Genomic DNA, 15,646 nt, shown 5'->3' on the forward strand with positions numbered 1-15,646 from the left:
AACTACTCGCCGGGGCGGCAGCGCTGCCGGGGATTGGCGGAGAGCGCCGCAGGGATGTGCCGCGACGGCGCGTCAGGCAGCACGTCTGCTGCGCGGAAAAGTCGTCCCGGCCGCGCTGCCGCCTCTCGCCGAAGCCAGTGGCTAACAGGCAGGTGCCTCGGTCCCCGTATCAACCGGAGAGCCGTGCCCTCACCCCAACCCCTCTCCCGGGGGGAGAGGGGCTTGATGCATCGCGCGCCTTTCAAGAGCCACAGCCGCATTGTTAGGCAGCACCTCGTTCGCTACTCCAACGCAGCGTTCATCGGCGTTGTCTTCGGCACACCGCGCGCACGTCGTACCAGCGCCGCTGCGCCGCTGCTCATGTCATCCAGAATGGCGTAGATCGTCGGCAGGAACAGCAGGCTCACCACCGTCGAAAAGGCCAGGCCGCCGGCAATGGCGCGCGCCATTGGGAAGTACGGCGGGCCGTCGTTGAACATCGTGGTGCTGGTCAGCGAGATCGGCACCATCGCCAGGATGGCGGTACCCATGGTCATCATGATCGGCCGCAGCCGCTCGCGTGACCCCTCCACCAGCGCCTGCGTGCGCCCCATGCCGCGGCGGCGCAGATTGTTGATGTGCTCGATCATCACGATGCCGTTGTTCACCACCACGCCCATCAACACCAGGATGCCGATGAAGGACATGATTCCGAACGCAGTACCGGTGATCCAGAACAGCCAGAACACCCCGAAAATGGAAAACAGCACGCCGCTCATGATCGCCGCCGGGAACAACAGCGACTCGAAGACGGCGGCCATCACCACGTAAATCATCACCAGCGCGATCACCAGGTTGAACACCATCTGGCCCATCGCTTCGCCATCATCCTGGTAATCGCCGCCGTCGAAGGTGTAGCTGTAGCCGGCCGGGAAACGCATGGCCTTGAGCGGTTTTTCCATCGCAGCGCGCGCCTCCGGCACGGTGATCTTCTCCGCCAGGTTGGCCTTGATGGTCAGCGTGGTCTGCCGATTGGTGCGACCGATCTGGGTGGCGGCCGGACGGATCTGCACCTCCACCAGGCTCAGCAACGGCACGCTGCGGCCATCCTTGGTACGCACCGTAAAGCTGGCCAGGTCTTCCGGCTTGCTCTGTTCGGCACCGGCAAAGCGCACCCACACCGGCACCTCGTTGTCGCCACGCCGGAACTCGCGCAAAGGCGTGCCACGCAACGCCAACCCGACGAAGCTGGCCACCTGCTCGGCACTGAAGCCGAACGCCGCCGCCCGCTCCCGATCCACCCGAATTGCCAGTTCGCTGGTGCGATCACCGGTGTCCACATGCACGTCGCGCAATTCCTTGCGTTGTGCCAGCAGCGGAATCACGTCGTCGGCCAACGCCTTGAGCGCGTCGGTCGAATCGCCGACCAACTGCACCTGTACGCCTTGATTGCCGCTGCCGCCGTCGCCCTGATTGCCGATGCTGTAATCGGCACGCGCAGACCGCGGCAGCTCCTTGCGGATCTGTTCCAGCAACGGCGGCAGGTCCTTGACCTTGCTCGCATCGAAGGTCACCACGGTATTGCTGCCTTCCACCTCGCTGAACCACGAATAGATCTGCGTGATGTGGTATTTGGCGCGATTGGCTTCGAGATAGTTTTCCACCCGGCCGATCTCATCCCCCAGCTGCTCGCGCGTGTACGAGCCCTTCCACTGGTATTGAATGAAGGCCTCGTTGCCGCCATCGCCACCGAACATGTCGACCTTGGTCAGCTTCATCGGCACCAGGCTGATCGCACTGACCAACAGGATTCCGGTGACGCTCCAGCCGCGATGCGCCAGCGTCCATGCCAGCACGCGCGCGTAACGCCGCTGCAGCCGCGCGATCACGCCGCGCTCGGAGGTCACCATCGGCGGCGTCTTCATGCGCCCCGACAACATCGGAATGAGGCTGATCGCCACCAGCCACGACGCCAGCAGCGACACCGAAATGGTGATCGCGATCTGCGCCATGAAGATGCTGATGTTGTTGGTCTCGCCGAACAGGTTCGGCACGAACACGATGCAATGGCAGAGCGTGCCGGCGCTGAGCGCGATCGCCACGCTACGCGTGCCCAGCAGCGCCGCCAGTTGCGGCTGGCCGGGCATGCGTTCGCGCTCCTGGTAGATGCTTTCCACCACCACCACGGCGTTGTCGACCAGCATGCCGACCGCCAGCAACAGGCCCATCATGGTCAGGATGTTGAGCGTGACACCGACGAAATACATGAAGCCCAGCGTGATCGCAAAGCAGATCGGGATGGCTAGCGTCACCATCAGCGTGGAGGGCCAGTGCCGCAGAAAAAAGAACAGCACGGTGATCGACAGCAGCAACCCCACCGCGCCGGCTTCGGCCAGTTCGGCCAGCGACGAGGTCACCGCCTTGCCCTGATTGTCGATGACCTTGACCTGCACATCGCGCATTGCCGGCTCGGCGCGGATGTCCTCGACCTCCTTCAAGGCCAGCCGCGAGACGTCCACCAGGTTGGCGCTGCGCTCCTTGTAGATGTCCAGACCGATCGCCGGCCGCCCATCGAGCCGGCGACCGTAGTTCATGCGGGTCGGCTTCAGGCGCACCTGGGCGATATCGCCCAGGCGCAGACCCTTGGCGTTGAGCACCAGCTCGCGCAATTCCTGCAGATCGCGCAGTTCGCCGATCGGCTGCACGCGGATGCGCTGGCCGTTGTCGTCGATCTGGCCGGCAGATACCGAGAAATTGAGCTTGCCCAGCCGCTCGCTCAGGTCGTTGAGGCTGAGGTCGTGTGCGGTGAGGCGATCCGGTGCGATGGCGATTTCGACTTCGTTCGGCGGCGCGCCGGAAATTTCCACCTTCGCTACGCCGGAAATGCGCTCGATGCGCCGCTTGAACTCGCGGTCCAGCATGTCATAGGCGCCGGTCAGGTCGGTCTGGCTGGCCAGGCGCACCTTGAGCACCGGCTCGTCGCTGCTGGACCACTTGAAGATGTGGAAGCGTTGCAGATCATCCGGAAAATCGTCGCGGATGGCATCCAGACGCTCGCGCGCATCCGAGGCGGCAATGGCGATGTCGCGATCCCAGTCGCTGAACTCGATGAAGATGTTGGCGCCATCGGCAGTGGCCGTGGAGCGCATGCGCTTGATGCCGGTCATCGTCGCCAGGGCTTCTTCGGCCGGCCGCACCAGGTTGCGCTCCACCTCATCCGGGGTGGAGCCGGTGTACGGCAGCTGCACGAACAGGAATGGCGCGGAGATGTCCGGCAAGGCTTCCAGCGGCAGCCGGAACGCGGCGATCAAGCCCACCACCACCAACGACACGAAGCACATGATGGTGGTGACCGGCCGGCGGATGCTGAAGGCGGCAACGCTCATAGCGCCTCCAGTCCGTCGGTATGGCCGCCGGCGGGCGCCTCGCGTCGTGCCATCCGCCGGCCACGCTCCAGGTAGTAGGCATCGGCACGCCGGTCCAGCAGGTCGTACACCACCGGTATCACCAGCAAGGTCAGCAACGTCGAGACCAGCAGGCCGCCGATCACGGTGATCGCCATCGGTGCGCGCACCTCCGCGCCCTCGCCCATGGCCACTGCCAGCGGCAGGAAGCCGAACAAGGTGCACAAGGTGGTCATGATGATCGGACGCAAGCGCGATCGTGCGCCTTCGATCAATGCCTCGCGCTTGGGCACGCCGTCTTCGCGCAGCTGGTTGATCTTGTCGATCAGGATGATCGCGTTCTTGGTCACCAGCCCCACCAGCAGGATCAGGCCGATGAACACCACCACCGAGACCGGCTTGCCGGTCATCAGCAGCGCCAGCACCGCGCCCACCATCGCCAGCGGGATGGTGAACAGGATGACGAACGGATGCAGCAGCGATTCGAACTGCGAGGCCATCACCAGATACACCAGAAAGATCGCCAGACCGAACGCGAACAACAGCGACTTGACCGACTGCGCCAGTTCCTCGCCCTGCCCGCCGATGTGCATTCCCACGCCGGCAGCGAGCGGGTCCTTGCGCACCATCGTCTCCATTTCACGCACCGCACCGCCCAGGTCGATGTCCTTCAGGCTGGCCGACACGATCGCCACGCGGGTCTGATCCGCGCGATGGATCTCGCTCGGGCCGGTGGTCGCCAGCACTTCGGCCACTGCCGCCAGACGCACCGGCCGGCTGCTGCCGGGGTTGACGATCAGCTGGCGAATCGCCTCCACGCTGGCGCGGTCGCTATGCTGCGCGCGCACCAGCACATCGATCTTGCGATCGCGGAAGCTGTAGCGCGTGGCCACATCGCCGCGCACCTTCTTGACGATGACATCAGCGATCTGCCGCGTGGTCAGCCCCAACGCACCGGCGCGCTCCTGGTCGAAGCGGATCTGGATTTCCGGGAAGCCTTCCTCCACCGTGGACTTCACGTCCGCATAGTGGCCATTGGCGCGCAGCATCGCCGCCAGCTTCTGCCCGGCCTGCTCCAGCTCGCCCAGATCCTGCCCGCGCAGTTCCACTTCCAGCGGCGTCGAAAAACTGAACAACGCCGGCCGCGCGAAATCCACCTGCGCACCCGGATGCCCGGCCATGCTGCTGCGCAGCCGCTGCGTGGCGGCGGCTTCCACGTCCGGGCTGCCGCCGCCGGCCATCACCACGGTGAGCTTGCCGATGTTTTCGCCGCTCTCGGTGGGATTGGCATCCAGCCGCGTGCCGCTGCCGCTGACGCCGTACAACGAGGCAACGCCGGGGTCCTTGTCATGGGCCAGCTGCAGCTCGCGCACCAGCACATCGGTCTGCGCCAGCGGCGTGCCCGAGGGCAGTTTGACGGTCATTTCGAAGCGGTCCTGGGCCAGCTGCGGAATCAGGTCCGCGCCCAGCATCGGCACCAGAAACACCGTGCCGATAAATGCGGCCGCTGCCAGACCCAGCACCAGGCCAGGACGCCTCAAGGCAGCCGGCAACATCGCCAGATAACCACGCTCGGCACGCCCATACGGCGCCATCGCCAGGTCGCTGGCCTTGCGCATCACCGGCCCCACCACCCGCGCAATGCCGCGCCACAGTTTGACCACCGCCCACGCTGTGCCGAAGAACGCATACCGCACGCTCGCCCCGGCCCCGCGCCGCCCGGCGGCCACCGGCTTGAGCCAGCGCTGCTCCGGCTGCCACTGCGGGTGGCTCGGCTCGTCCGGGAACGCCATCGGCGGCGCGCCCTTGAGCGAACTCAGCATCGGGATCAGCGTCATCGACACCACCAGCGAGATCGCGATTGCAATCGCCACCGTCAATGCCTGGTCGCGGAACAACTGCCCGGCGATGCCTTCCACGAACACCAGCGGCAGGAACACCGCAATGGTGGTCAGCGTAGAGGCCATCACGGCCATGCTCACTTCACGGGTGCCGGCAATCGCCGCATCCAGCACGCTCAAGCCGCGTTCGCGTGCCTTGGCAATGCTCTCCAGCACCACGATCGAGTCATCCACCACCAGGCCGGTAGCCAACGCCAGCCCGCCCAGCGACATCACATTGAGGCTCAGCCCCAGCTGGCCCATGAAGAAGAACGTGGTGATGATCGACACCGGCAACGACAGGCTGATGACGAACGTACTCCAGCCATCGCGCAGGAACAGGAAGATGATCAGGATCGCCAGCAGGCCGCCGATCACCGCGTCCTTCTTGACGTCGCTGATCGCGTGTTCGATGAAGTGCGACTGGTCTTCGATGGTGGTGATCTCCACATCGCCCGGCACCGTCGCCTTCAGTTGCTCCAGGCGCTTGCGCAGCGCTGCGGCAGTGGACACGGTGTTGGCGTCACCTTCCTTGTAGATCGCCAGCTCCACCGCTTCCTTGCCGCCCAGGCGGATGATCGCCTCGCGTTCCTTGTAGCCCTGGCGCACCTGCGCCACATCCTTCAGCCGCACCGGCATGCCGCCGGCAATGCTGCTGCCGGACGCCGACGAAGTGCTCTGCACTTCGGCTGCAGCTGCAAGCGCCGCCTGCGAGCCGGTGGACGCCGCAATGGCATACATCTGCTGCATCGCCGCTTCGGCCGCGCTGCCGCTGCTGCTTTGCGTGGTCACCAGCATGTTGCGGATCTCGTCCAGATCCACGAACTGGTTGACCGTGCGCACCAGGTAACGCTGCGAGCCTTCTTCCAGCCGGCCGCCGGAGATATTGACGTTCTCTTCCTTGAGCCGGGTGATCACGTTGTCGATGGGCAGATTGAGCTGGGCCAGCTTCTGCTGATCGATATCGACCTGGATCTCGTCTTCCAGCCCGCCACCGACCTTGACCGCGGCCACGCCGGCTACCGGTTCGAGCTTCTTTTTCAGGTCTTCGTCGGCATACCGACGCAAGCCGGTGAGCTGGCGGATCGCATCGGTGTCGGAGGCCGGCGCCTGCTTGGGCGACAACGCCAGCCGCATGATCGGCTCGGTGGACGGATTGAAGCGCAGCAACACCGGCGGCTTGGTTTCCAGCGGCAGCGACAAGGCTTCCATCTTGTCGCGCACTTCCAGGCTGGCCTGGTCCATGTTGGTGCCCCAGGCGAACTCCAGCACCACATCGCTCTGCCCGGTGCGCGAGATCGACTTGAGCTTGCGCAGGTTCTTGACCACGCCAACGGCTTCTTCCACCGGCTCGGTCACCAACGTCTCGATTTCCGCTGGCGCCGCACCGGTGTATTCGGTGCGGACGGTGAGCGTGGGATAGCTCAGATCCGGCAGCAGATTGACCTTGAGGCTGCGCAGCGCGATCAGGCCGAACAGCAGCATGGTGACGGTGATCATGGCGATGGTCACCCGTCGCCGCGTGGCGAAGGCGACCAGGCCACCACCGGGCGATGGTGCATGCGGGTCGTGCACGGGACCGTGCGGGTTGCCGTGGTCACTCATGCGTGCGTCTCATCGCGTGCAGCAGCCGGAGCAGCGGCGACCGGCTTGCGATCGGGCTGGCCGATCACCTGCACGGCGGTGCCATCGCGCAGCGCCACCTTGCCGGCCGTCACTACCTGATCGCCCTCTTTCAGACCCTGGCGCACTTCCAGCCACGGCCCTTCGGCGTAGCCCAGCTTCACCGGTACGCGACTGGCCTTGCCATTGCGCACCACGAACACCGCCGGCTCGCCATCGTCGAGCAACGCCAGGCGCGGGATCACCAACGCATCCTTGCGCTGGTCGTAATCGATGCGGATGCGCCCGAACATGCCCGGCTGCAGCGACTCGGCGCCCTTGCCGAACGCACAGACCACCCGGAACGTGCCGCTGCCCGAATCCACCACCGGCGCAATGCGGTCCACCTTGCCGACGAACTGCTGGCCGGGCAGCGCATCGGCCAACAGGGTCACCGGCTGGCCGGATTTGAGCGTCGCCAGCTCGCGCTCGGGCACGTTGAGCGTGGCTTCCAGCTGCGAATCGTCGACGATGCGAAAGATCGGCGTGTTGATCTGCACGAAGTTGCCGGTCTTGATCGAACGCGAAGCGATCACGCCGGAAATCGGCGCCTGCACCGTGGTGTAGGACAGCTCCAGCGATGCCAGACGGTGCTGCGCACGACTGTTTTCCACATCGAACTTGAGCTGATCCACATCCGCTGCGCTCACCAGTTGCTGGCCCACCAACTGCGTGGCACGGCGATAACTGTTTTCCAGCTTGCGCAGTTGCGCCTCGCTCTGCGCCACTGCCAGGTGCGCGCGGTCCGGATCCAGTCGCACCAGTGCCTGGCCGGCTGACACCTTCTGACCTTCTTCCACCAGTACCGCCAGCGCAACGCCCGAGGTCTTGGCCACCACCTGCGCTTCGGCGCGCGGCTCCAGCGCTGCGGTGCCGGTGTAACTGGCGGCCACTGCGCGCCGCGCCGCCTTGGCGGTCTCCACCGGCACCGCGTCCACGGTCTTCTTTTCTTCTGCAGCCTTGGCCTCGCTGTCGCCGGTCTTGCAACCGCCCAACAACAGGCTGGTGGAGATCAATAAGGCTAGCGCGCAGGTTCCGCTGCGGCCGGGCAAGAAGGAGAATGGCGACATCGTCGTGTCCTAGTGGATGCGTGAACAGGTGTTGTAGGCAAGTAAACCACCCGGGCACGTATGCCGCCAATGCGCCAAAGGTCATGGTCTGTTCAACTTCGCGTATTCACCCCGTTTGCGCCGCGCCAAATCGCAGGCATACTCGGTCCGGTTCCGTAACGCCCCCACGTGCGGACGCTCAATCAGTCTTCCGGATACGAAACCATGCGCCCGCAGCCGCTCGCCGCTTGTCTCGCTCTGGTCGTCTTCCTGCCGTTTGGGGGCGCATCAGCAACACCATCCGTCACGCCTGCAGCTCCGGCCACGCCGGCACCTGCCACGGCCACGGCCGCCCCCGCACCCGCTGCACCATCCGGCAATCCGTCCAACGGTCGCCTGCTTGCCTACACCTGCCAGGGCTGCCACGGCGTCACCGGTTACAAGAACGCCTACCCCAGCTATCGCGTGCCCAAGATCGGCGGGCAGTCTGCCCAATACCTGACGCAGGCGCTGACCGAGTACCGCCAGGGCAAGCGCAAGCATCCGACCATGCAGGCGCAGGCACAGAGTTTCTCCGAGCAGGACATCGCCGACATCTCAGCCTTTCTGTCCACCCTCAAATAAGCGCCCACATGCCGAACGCCCTGCACGCTCCGCGTCTAGCCATCGTCCTGGTCGCTGCCCTGATGGCGGCCTGCTCCCAATCCCAGGTCGAGTCCACCGATCACTCCGCTGGCGATGCCGGCCACGCCAGCGGCGAACATGGCTCGAGCTCCTCCGCCGGCCTGCCGACCGGCCGTGCTGATGCCGGTGACAAGCTGGCACACGCCAAGGGCAAGGCCACCGGCCAGAGCTGCGTTGATTGCCACGGTGCCGACGGCAACGCGCCGATCGACCCCAGTTATCCCAAACTCGGCGGCCAGTACGGCGACTACCTGGCGCATGCGTTGCAGGCGTATCGCAGCGGCGACCGCCAGCATCCGTTGATGACCGCGCAGGCGACCGCACTGAGCGATCAGGACATTGCCGATCTCGCCGCCTACTTCGGTGCGCGGCAGACCCAGCTGCGCGACCTGCACGGCGTCAAGTGAGCCGGCGCGGCGCATGCGCGCCGTCTCATTCGGAATGAAAAAGCGCTTGCGCGAACATTCACAGGCCGCTATCATTTCGTTCTCAGTTTCGTGGGGCCATAGCTCAGCTGGGAGAGCGCCTGCATGGCATGCAGGAGGTCGGCGGTTCGATCCCGCCTGGCTCCACCACTTCAGACATTAGGCCGTCTGAAATGACAACTCAGGTTTTGATACGCGTCCCCATCGTCTAGAGGCCTAGGACACCACCCTTTCACGGTGGACACCGGGGTTCGAATCCCCGTGGGGACGCCAATCATCTGAAAGCCCCGGCAATGCCGGGGCTTTTTTTTATGCGGTTTGCGTGCGCATGTGACCGCAGGGCCGCGCTGCTGCGGGCGCACTGCAGCGGTACTGCGCCACGACGTGCGTTCCGCTTCAGCGCCGCTTCGCCCTCGCGTGCTCGTGAACTGATAACTGCAACTTCTGCACGAAGGAGTACACGCGTAACCTCAGCGCGGGCGAACGCACCCATGCCTCACTTGTACAGAGATTGATCTTCGTTTGCTGCGCCATGCGTCCAGCGTCTGCCCGTTCCAAAGATCTGGCGGCAAGCACGGCATTGCAGTGGACACTGCGCAACGTCAGCAAGCGCGTCGACGCATGATGCAACGCGCCGTGCCACGAACGACGAGGCGCCCAGAATGCGAATGCGTCACCAACGGCAAGCCCGCGAAGAACGCAGCAGGCAGCACGCACTTTCGCGCGCGCGGCCATACCGTCATCGGCACTCAAAGATGGCAGCGCATCTTTTTTGCGCAGACCGCTTCCCAAAGTCGTTTTCAGTCGCTATGATTGCCGGCTCGCAGCAACGCGGGGCCATAGCTCAGCTGGGAGAGCGCCTGCATGGCATGCAGGAGGTCGGCGGTTCGATCCCGCCTGGCTCCACCATTTCAGACATTAGGCCGTCTGGTTTGGACAACGAGGTTTTGATACGCGTCCCCATCGTCTAGAGGCCTAGGACACCACCCTTTCACGGTGGACACCGGGGTTCGAATCCCCGTGGGGACGCCAATCATCCAAAAGCCCCGGCAATGCCGGGGCTTTTTTTATCTGACGATCGATGTCCCGCGAGCTGCAGACTCGTCCCTCGCGTCCATGTTCGAAGACTTGGCGCCTGTGTGCATCCGTCACTCTTGCCTGCCTGCAGTGTGCACACGCATGCACATCCCGACGAGCACCGACGATCACTCGCGCGGCAGGAGCAGCTTGCGCGACCGGCACATGTTGGGTGCAGGAGCCTCAGGCCTGGCCATCATCCAGTGCCTTGCGACCTTCGTGCGTCAGATCGATGTCGCCGTCTTCGGCCTGTGTGGCATAGCCCGCACGTACCGCCCAGTTTCCCTCTTCGTCCGATACCGGCTTGGTATCGTGGATGTCGCGAAGAATGCGCAATTGCTGCGAAGAATCGTAGTCCATGGAGGCCACCTGTTTGAAGGAGACCTCCACGGTACGCACCGTGCGTGATGGTTGCGTGCCTGCGCTGTTGTCGGCGGCGATGGACAAACACGCCATTTCAGCGCCACACATGTGGTCGCCACACGCGGCGAATCGACGGCATGGGGCGAAGCGAATGAGGGCGCACATTGCTTCGCATGGAACACGAGGCGTATCGCGTGAACTGCCAAACGCAGCGGCGCCGCATATGCGGGCATCAAACAAGCGGTAGCACCAGGCCGGGTTCCAGCGCGATCAACACGCCGGGTGCACGCGCGGATAAAACGCCGCCGCTGCTGCGTGCGCTCCATCGCCAGACCGCCAATAGCAAAAAGCCCCTCCGGCGTTTGCCGGAAGGGCTTTGCTGAAACCGTAACATCCTGGTGCCGAAGGTGGGACTCGAACCCACACGCTTTTAAGGGCGGCGGATTTTGAGTCCGCTGCGTCTACCGATTCCGCCACTTCGGCGTGGCCGCGCAGTATAGCGACTTGAGAATGAAACGAACAGTGTCACAACGCGCCTGACGAATTCAGGTGCCTGAGGCGTCGGCGGCACCGTGCCTGGTCAGGGCCGATATACTGGCCGACTTGGTGAAGGAGTAAGCAATGTCGGTGTTGCGTGGAGTTCGGGTACTCGTGGTCGAAAACGATGACATGAATGCCATGCTGCTCGAGTTGCAACTGGTCCATGCTGGCGCGGCCGTCGCCGGCCCGGTCGGCGAAGTCCATCAGGCCCTGCGGTTGATCCAGGACGATGCGCCCGATATCGCCGTGCTGGACTATCGGCTGGGCAACGGGGAGACCAGCGAGCCGGTTGCGCGGTTGCTGTCCGAGCGCGGCATCCCGTTCGTGCTGGCCACCGGCGTCGCCAGTACCAGCATCCCTGCCGGCTTCGAACGCGGCGTGATCCTCACCAAGCCCTATCTCTCCGAGGAACTGGTCAACGCTCTCTTGCGTGCCCGGCAGCTGAGCGGCGCCAGCAGCTGAGACGTGCGCCCTGCCCTGTCGCAGCCTGACCGATGATCGCGGCCGGGTTGCCAGCCGACCGGTTGCCACTAAAATCCAGGCATCGAAGACGACAGGCGGATTGCTGGATGGAAAGTGCCGTGTCGCCGTATGCCGGCTTGCTGCCGGAGACGAGCGAAACTGCCGCCCTGCTCTTGGCGTCCGCATGCGCCGCCGATCCGCTGCTGTGCGGTCATCCGGCGCTGCGTACTTCCCTATCGATCTGCCTGCATGCACGACATCCGATGCTGCTGGTGTGGGGCGAGCACGGGTACTGCGTTTACAACGATGCCTGCATCGACACATTGGGCGAGCGTCACCCGGCCGCGTTCGGCCGGCCGCTTGCCGAGCTGACTGGCGCCGACGCCACCGACACGCTGTCTGCCGGTGCACGCGCCGCCTTGAATCTGTCGACCTGGTCGTGCAGCCCGGTGCTGGATGCCGGACGGCAGGTGGGTGCACTGTATGTCGCCGCTGCACCTGTCAAGGCGACAGATCGGTCAGATCGCAGTGCGGCGACGCGCGTCGCAACGCCAGCGCTCGACCAGGCTCCGGCTTTCATGGCGGTGTTGCGTGGCCCGGACTACGTCTTCGAGACGGTCAACCAACGCTTCCACGATCTCGTCGGTGAGCGGCCACTCCTCGGCCGCCCCTTGCTCGAGGCGATGCCGGAAATCGCCGACCAAGGGTATCTGGCACTGCTCGACGACGTACGCCGCAGTGGGCGGCCATTCATCGGCGAATCGATGACGGCCTACCTGCAGCGCACGCCGGGCAGCGCGCCTGACGAAACCTTCGTGGACTTCCTGTACCAGCCGATGCGCGACAGCGATGGGCGCGTCGACGCGATCCTGGTGCATGGCTTCGATGTCACCGCGCAGCGCCGCGTCGAGAGTCGCGACAGCTTCCTGTTGATGCTCGAAGACGCCCTGCAGCATGTCTCCGATCCGCGGCACATCATCGACACCAGCGTGCGCCTGCTGGGCGAACATCTGCAGGCCAACCGGTGTGCGTTCGGGCTGGCGGCCGCCGATGGCGGCACCATGCACGTCATCAGCGATCACGTGCAGGACATGCCCAGCCTGCAGGGCGATTTTCCGCTGGAAGCAGCACAGGGCCTGCGCGACGCGCTGCTGCAAAACCGCCCCTGGTTCACCACCGACGCGATGGCGCCCGGGGCGCCGGACTATGTGGCCGAGCAGTATCGTCGCTCGGGACTGCGCGCCTCGCTGGCGATTCCGCTGCACAAGCACGGCCGGCTGGTGGCGGCCATCGGTGTGCATCAGCGCGCACCGCGGCGTTGGTTGTCCACCGAAATCGAGCTGGTCCGTCTGGTGGCGGCACGCTGCTGGGAGTCGATGCAACGCGCCAAGGCGCAGCAGCAGCTGGCAGCGAGCGAGGCACGCTTGCGCCGCCTGGCCGACACGTTGCCGCAGATCATTTTCATTGCCGGAGCGGACGGCCAGCCGCGCTATTTCAACCAGCGCTGGTACGAATACACCGGGCTGGACCCGGCCGACCACGAGACCGCCGCCTGGCACCAGGCCCATACCGCCGACGGCCTGCGTCTGTCGGGACAGGCCTGGCAGGACGCGCTGCAGGGCGAGCGCGCCTACGAAATGGAGTGCGAGCTGCAGCGTCACGATGGTCAGGCGCGCTGGCACCTGACGCGCGCACTGCCGGTGCGTGGCGACGATGGCGGTATCAGCGAGTGGATCGGCACCTATACCGACATCCACGACCGCCGCACCTTCGAGCAGCAGTTGCGTGAGAGCGAGATCCGCTTCCGCGCACTGTGCGAAACCGTGCCGGCGATGATCTGGATGGCCGATGCGCAAGGCGATTGCGTCTACTGGAACCCACGCTGGTACCACTTCACCGGACAGGCCGAGGATCAGGCGCTGGATCAGGGATGGTGGGACGTGATGCATCCGGACGATGCCGGGCGCGTGCGCTTGGCATTCGAACAGGCGCTGCAGCGGCGTGGCGAATTCCTGGCCGAATACCGGGTACGCCGCCATGACGGGCAGTACCGCTGGTGCATCGATACCGCCTCGCCGCACTTCGCGAGCGACGGGCGCTTCTTGGGGCATATCGGCTCGCTGACCGATATCTCCGAGCGCAAGCTGATCGAAGACGCCACCGCGTCCGACCGCGCGATCCTGAGCCTGATTACCACCGGCGCGCCATTGCCGGTGGTGCTGGATGCCATCGCCCTGAGCGTGGAAGCACGCGGCGAGATCGCGCTGTATTGCTCGGTGATGGTGCTCGACGAGGTACGGCACACCCTGAGCTTCGGTTCGGCGCCGCATTTTCCGGTCGATTACCCCGGCCCGTTCGAGCCGGTGCCGGCAGGGCCGGAAGGACCACCGTGCGCACGCTCTGCGCATCTTGGCCAACAAGTCGTCTGTGCCGATATCCAGGCCGAACCCAGCTTCAGCCGCCACCATGCGGTGTCGGCGGCACTGGGCATCGTGGCGTGCTGCGTGACGCCGATCCTGTCCAGCGACGGCCAGGTGCTGGGGACGCTCAACATCTATTACGACCGCCCGCATCTGCCCTCGCTGCGCGAACAGGCCATGGCCCGCTCGGCGTCGCACCTGGCCGGCATCGTGATCGAGCGGACCCGGGTGGACGCCAGGCTCGCATTGTCGCTGCAGGCAGAAACGGCCGCGCGCAACCAGGCGGAGCATGCCAACCGGGTCAAGGACGAGTTCCTGGCCACCCTGAGCCACGAGCTGCGCACGCCGCTCAATGCCATCCTGGGGTGGTCGCGGCTGATGCAATCGCAGACCTTCGCGCCGGACAACCTGGGCAAGGGCCTGGTCATCATCGAACGCAGTGCGCGTGCGCAGACCCAGATCATCGACGACCTGCTGGACATGAGCGCGATCCTGTCCGGCAAGATCCGGCTGCAGGCCGAGCATTTCGACATCGCCGGGCTGGCGCGCAGCACTGTGGAACTGATGCAGCCGGCCGCGCTCGCACGCGAGATTGCGTTGGACCTGGACGCGCCGGTCGATGGCGAGCTGTGGTTCTTCGGCGATGCCGGGCGCCTGCAGCAGGTGCTCTCCAACCTGCTCAGCAACGCGCTCAAGTTCACCGCGCCCGGCGGCAGCGTGCGGGTGGGCCTGGAGGTGGACGACGGGCGTCTGCGCCTGTGCGTGCACGACAGCGGGATCGGCATCGCGCCGGATTTCCTTCCGCATGTCTTCGACCGCTTTCGCCAGGCCGATGCCGGTACGACACGCCGCGTGGGCGGCCTGGGACTGGGCCTGTCGATCTCCCGCCAGCTGGTGGACCTGCATGGCGGCAGCCTGGGCGCTTCCAGCCCCGGTGCGGGCCAGGGCTCGACCTTCACCATCGTGCTGCCGTTCCAGCATGGCGTCAGCGACTGGCGCCCCGCTTCGGCCGAGCTCGCGCCTTCGGGACCGCTGCCGGCCGACTGCCATGGTCGCCTGGCCGATGTGCGCATCCTGCTGGTCGATGACGACCAGGATTCACGCGAGGCAGTGATGCAGTTCTTGATGCTTGCCGGCGCACAGGTGCAGGCGGCCGGTTCGGTGGATGCGGCCGAGCACTGTCTGGCTGCCGCGCCGTTCGATGTGCTGGTCAGCGATATCGCGATGCCGCTGCGCGATGGCTACGATCTCATCCGCACGGTGCGTGCCGGCCGCGCCGATCTGCCGCGGCATATCCCGGCGATCGCACTGACCGCCTATGTGCGCGAAGAGGACCGCGACCGTGCCGTGGTGGCCGGTTTCGATGCGCATATGGGCAAGCCGGTAGAGCCGCCCGGGTTGGTGGATCTGATCGAACGTCTGGTAGTGCCCGCACGCACGCGGCATGGCGCGTCGTGATGGCCTCAAGGGAAGGCGGCAGGCTGCTGACAGCGCCTGCAATCAGGCCGAGGTGATGCCCACGGCCCGCAGCAGCCGGCGGCATGGATCACGCGCAACCACACCTGCCGCCCGCGCACAGACACCGCGTGCGTGCTGCCGGGCGGACGTGCCGGGGCGCGATAAACGTAAGTGTGCCGTTGTTTCATAGCGGCTGGGCAGCAGCGTCCCGCGGCGACTGACGGTCGCAGCGGCGGTCATACC

General features: G+C 65.4%; 7 protein-coding genes, 5 tRNA genes and 2 pseudogenes. 9 read left to right on the forward strand and 5 right to left on the reverse strand.

What is annotated here, in order from left to right; translation table 11 throughout:
- Positions 1–281: 281 nt before the first annotated feature.
- The 3 genes from ACCQ12_RS10535 to ACCQ12_RS10545 are packed head-to-tail and all read right to left on the reverse strand — an operon-like array spanning position 282 to position 7,995.
- Entirely contained in the window at positions 282–3,365 is a 3,084-nt protein-coding gene (locus ACCQ12_RS10535; protein WP_372381677.1) for an efflux RND transporter permease subunit, read from the reverse strand.
- Positions 3,362–6,868 (reverse strand): efflux RND transporter permease subunit, encoded by a 3,507-nt coding sequence (locus tag ACCQ12_RS10540; protein WP_372381678.1) that lies wholly within the window; start codon positions 6,866–6,868, stop codon positions 3,362–3,364. Before ACCQ12_RS10540 ends, ACCQ12_RS10535 begins: the two co-directional genes overlap by 4 nt.
- On the reverse strand, positions 6,865–7,995 hold the full coding sequence (locus ACCQ12_RS10545) for an efflux RND transporter periplasmic adaptor subunit (RefSeq protein WP_166744367.1): 1,131 nt from the start codon (positions 7,993–7,995) through the stop codon (positions 6,865–6,867). The genes ACCQ12_RS10540 and ACCQ12_RS10545 overlap by 4 nt, the downstream gene beginning before the upstream one ends.
- A 204-nt stretch (positions 7,996–8,199) precedes the next feature.
- On the opposite strand from ACCQ12_RS10545, the gene ACCQ12_RS10550 reads away from it, so the two are divergent.
- The 6 genes from ACCQ12_RS10550 to ACCQ12_RS10575 all read left to right on the forward strand — a co-directional run bounded on the left by ACCQ12_RS10550 (position 8,200) and on the right by ACCQ12_RS10575 (position 10,115).
- Positions 8,200–8,598, forward strand: a complete 399-nt coding sequence (locus ACCQ12_RS10550; RefSeq protein ID WP_184440455.1) for a c-type cytochrome — start codon at positions 8,200–8,202, stop codon at positions 8,596–8,598.
- A gap of 8 nt (positions 8,599–8,606) precedes the next feature.
- On the forward strand, positions 8,607–9,065 hold the full coding sequence (locus ACCQ12_RS10555) for a c-type cytochrome (protein ID WP_184440453.1): 459 nt from the start codon (positions 8,607–8,609) through the stop codon (positions 9,063–9,065).
- Positions 9,066–9,157: 92 nt separating this feature from the next.
- A tRNA-Ala gene (locus ACCQ12_RS10560) sits at positions 9,158–9,233 on the forward strand.
- A 47-nt stretch (positions 9,234–9,280) separates the two neighbouring features.
- Positions 9,281–9,356, forward strand: a tRNA-Glu gene (locus ACCQ12_RS10565).
- A 560-nt stretch (positions 9,357–9,916) separates the two neighbouring features.
- A tRNA-Ala gene (locus tag ACCQ12_RS10570) sits at positions 9,917–9,992 on the forward strand.
- Positions 9,993–10,039: 47 nt separating this feature from the next.
- Positions 10,040–10,115: transfer RNA gene (locus tag ACCQ12_RS10575), tRNA-Glu, on the forward strand.
- A gap of 228 nt (positions 10,116–10,343) precedes the next feature.
- On the opposite strand, the gene ACCQ12_RS10580 is transcribed toward ACCQ12_RS10575, so the two are convergent.
- Both ACCQ12_RS10580 and ACCQ12_RS10585 read right to left on the reverse strand, forming a co-directional pair.
- Positions 10,344–10,520, reverse strand: coding sequence for a hypothetical protein (locus tag ACCQ12_RS10580; RefSeq protein WP_068835675.1), 177 nt, complete (start codon positions 10,518–10,520; stop codon positions 10,344–10,346).
- Between the two features lie 399 nt (positions 10,521–10,919).
- Positions 10,920–11,006 (reverse strand) — tRNA-Leu (locus ACCQ12_RS10585).
- A gap of 138 nt (positions 11,007–11,144) precedes the next feature.
- On the opposite strand from ACCQ12_RS10585, the gene ACCQ12_RS10590 reads away from it, so the two are divergent.
- The 3 genes and pseudogenes from ACCQ12_RS10590 to ACCQ12_RS10600 form a co-directional block, all read left to right on the forward strand.
- Positions 11,145–11,525: a response regulator gene (locus tag ACCQ12_RS10590; protein WP_039409661.1), complete on the forward strand. Its 381-nt coding sequence runs from the start codon at positions 11,145–11,147 to the stop codon at positions 11,523–11,525.
- 578 nt (positions 11,526–12,103) lie between these two features.
- A pseudogene (locus ACCQ12_RS10595) lies at positions 12,104–12,370 on the forward strand (hybrid sensor histidine kinase/response regulator); the annotation flags it as partial.
- A 42-nt stretch (positions 12,371–12,412) separates the two neighbouring features.
- Positions 12,413–15,403: pseudogene (locus ACCQ12_RS10600) on the forward strand (PAS domain S-box protein); the annotation flags it as partial.
- Positions 15,404–15,646: the final 243 nt, after the last annotated feature.

Origin of the sequence: Xanthomonas sp. NCPPB 1068 (genome assembly GCF_041479385.2) — a bacterium.
GTDB lineage: Bacteria > Pseudomonadota > Gammaproteobacteria > Xanthomonadales > Xanthomonadaceae > Xanthomonas > Xanthomonas cannabis.

Bases quoted from the DNA above. Each gene is read 5' to 3' on its own strand.
- ACCQ12_RS10540 (WP_372381678.1), bottom strand. From the start codon at position 6,868: ATGAGTGACCACGGCAACCCGCACGGTCCCGTGCACGACCCGCATGCA.
- ACCQ12_RS10545 (WP_166744367.1), bottom strand. From the start codon at position 7,995: ATGTCGCCATTCTCCTTCTTGCCCGGCCGCAGCGGAACCTGCGCGCTA.
- ACCQ12_RS10550 (WP_184440455.1), top strand. From the start codon at position 8,200: ATGCGCCCGCAGCCGCTCGCCGCTTGTCTCGCTCTGGTCGTCTTCCTG.
- ACCQ12_RS10535 (WP_372381677.1), bottom strand. From the start codon at position 3,365: ATGAGCGTTGCCGCCTTCAGCATCCGCCGGCCGGTCACCACCATCATG.
- ACCQ12_RS10555 (WP_184440453.1), top strand. From the start codon at position 8,607: ATGCCGAACGCCCTGCACGCTCCGCGTCTAGCCATCGTCCTGGTCGCT.
- ACCQ12_RS10580 (WP_068835675.1), bottom strand. From the start codon at position 10,520: ATGGACTACGATTCTTCGCAGCAATTGCGCATTCTTCGCGACATCCAC.
- ACCQ12_RS10590 (WP_039409661.1), top strand. From the start codon at position 11,145: ATGTCGGTGTTGCGTGGAGTTCGGGTACTCGTGGTCGAAAACGATGAC.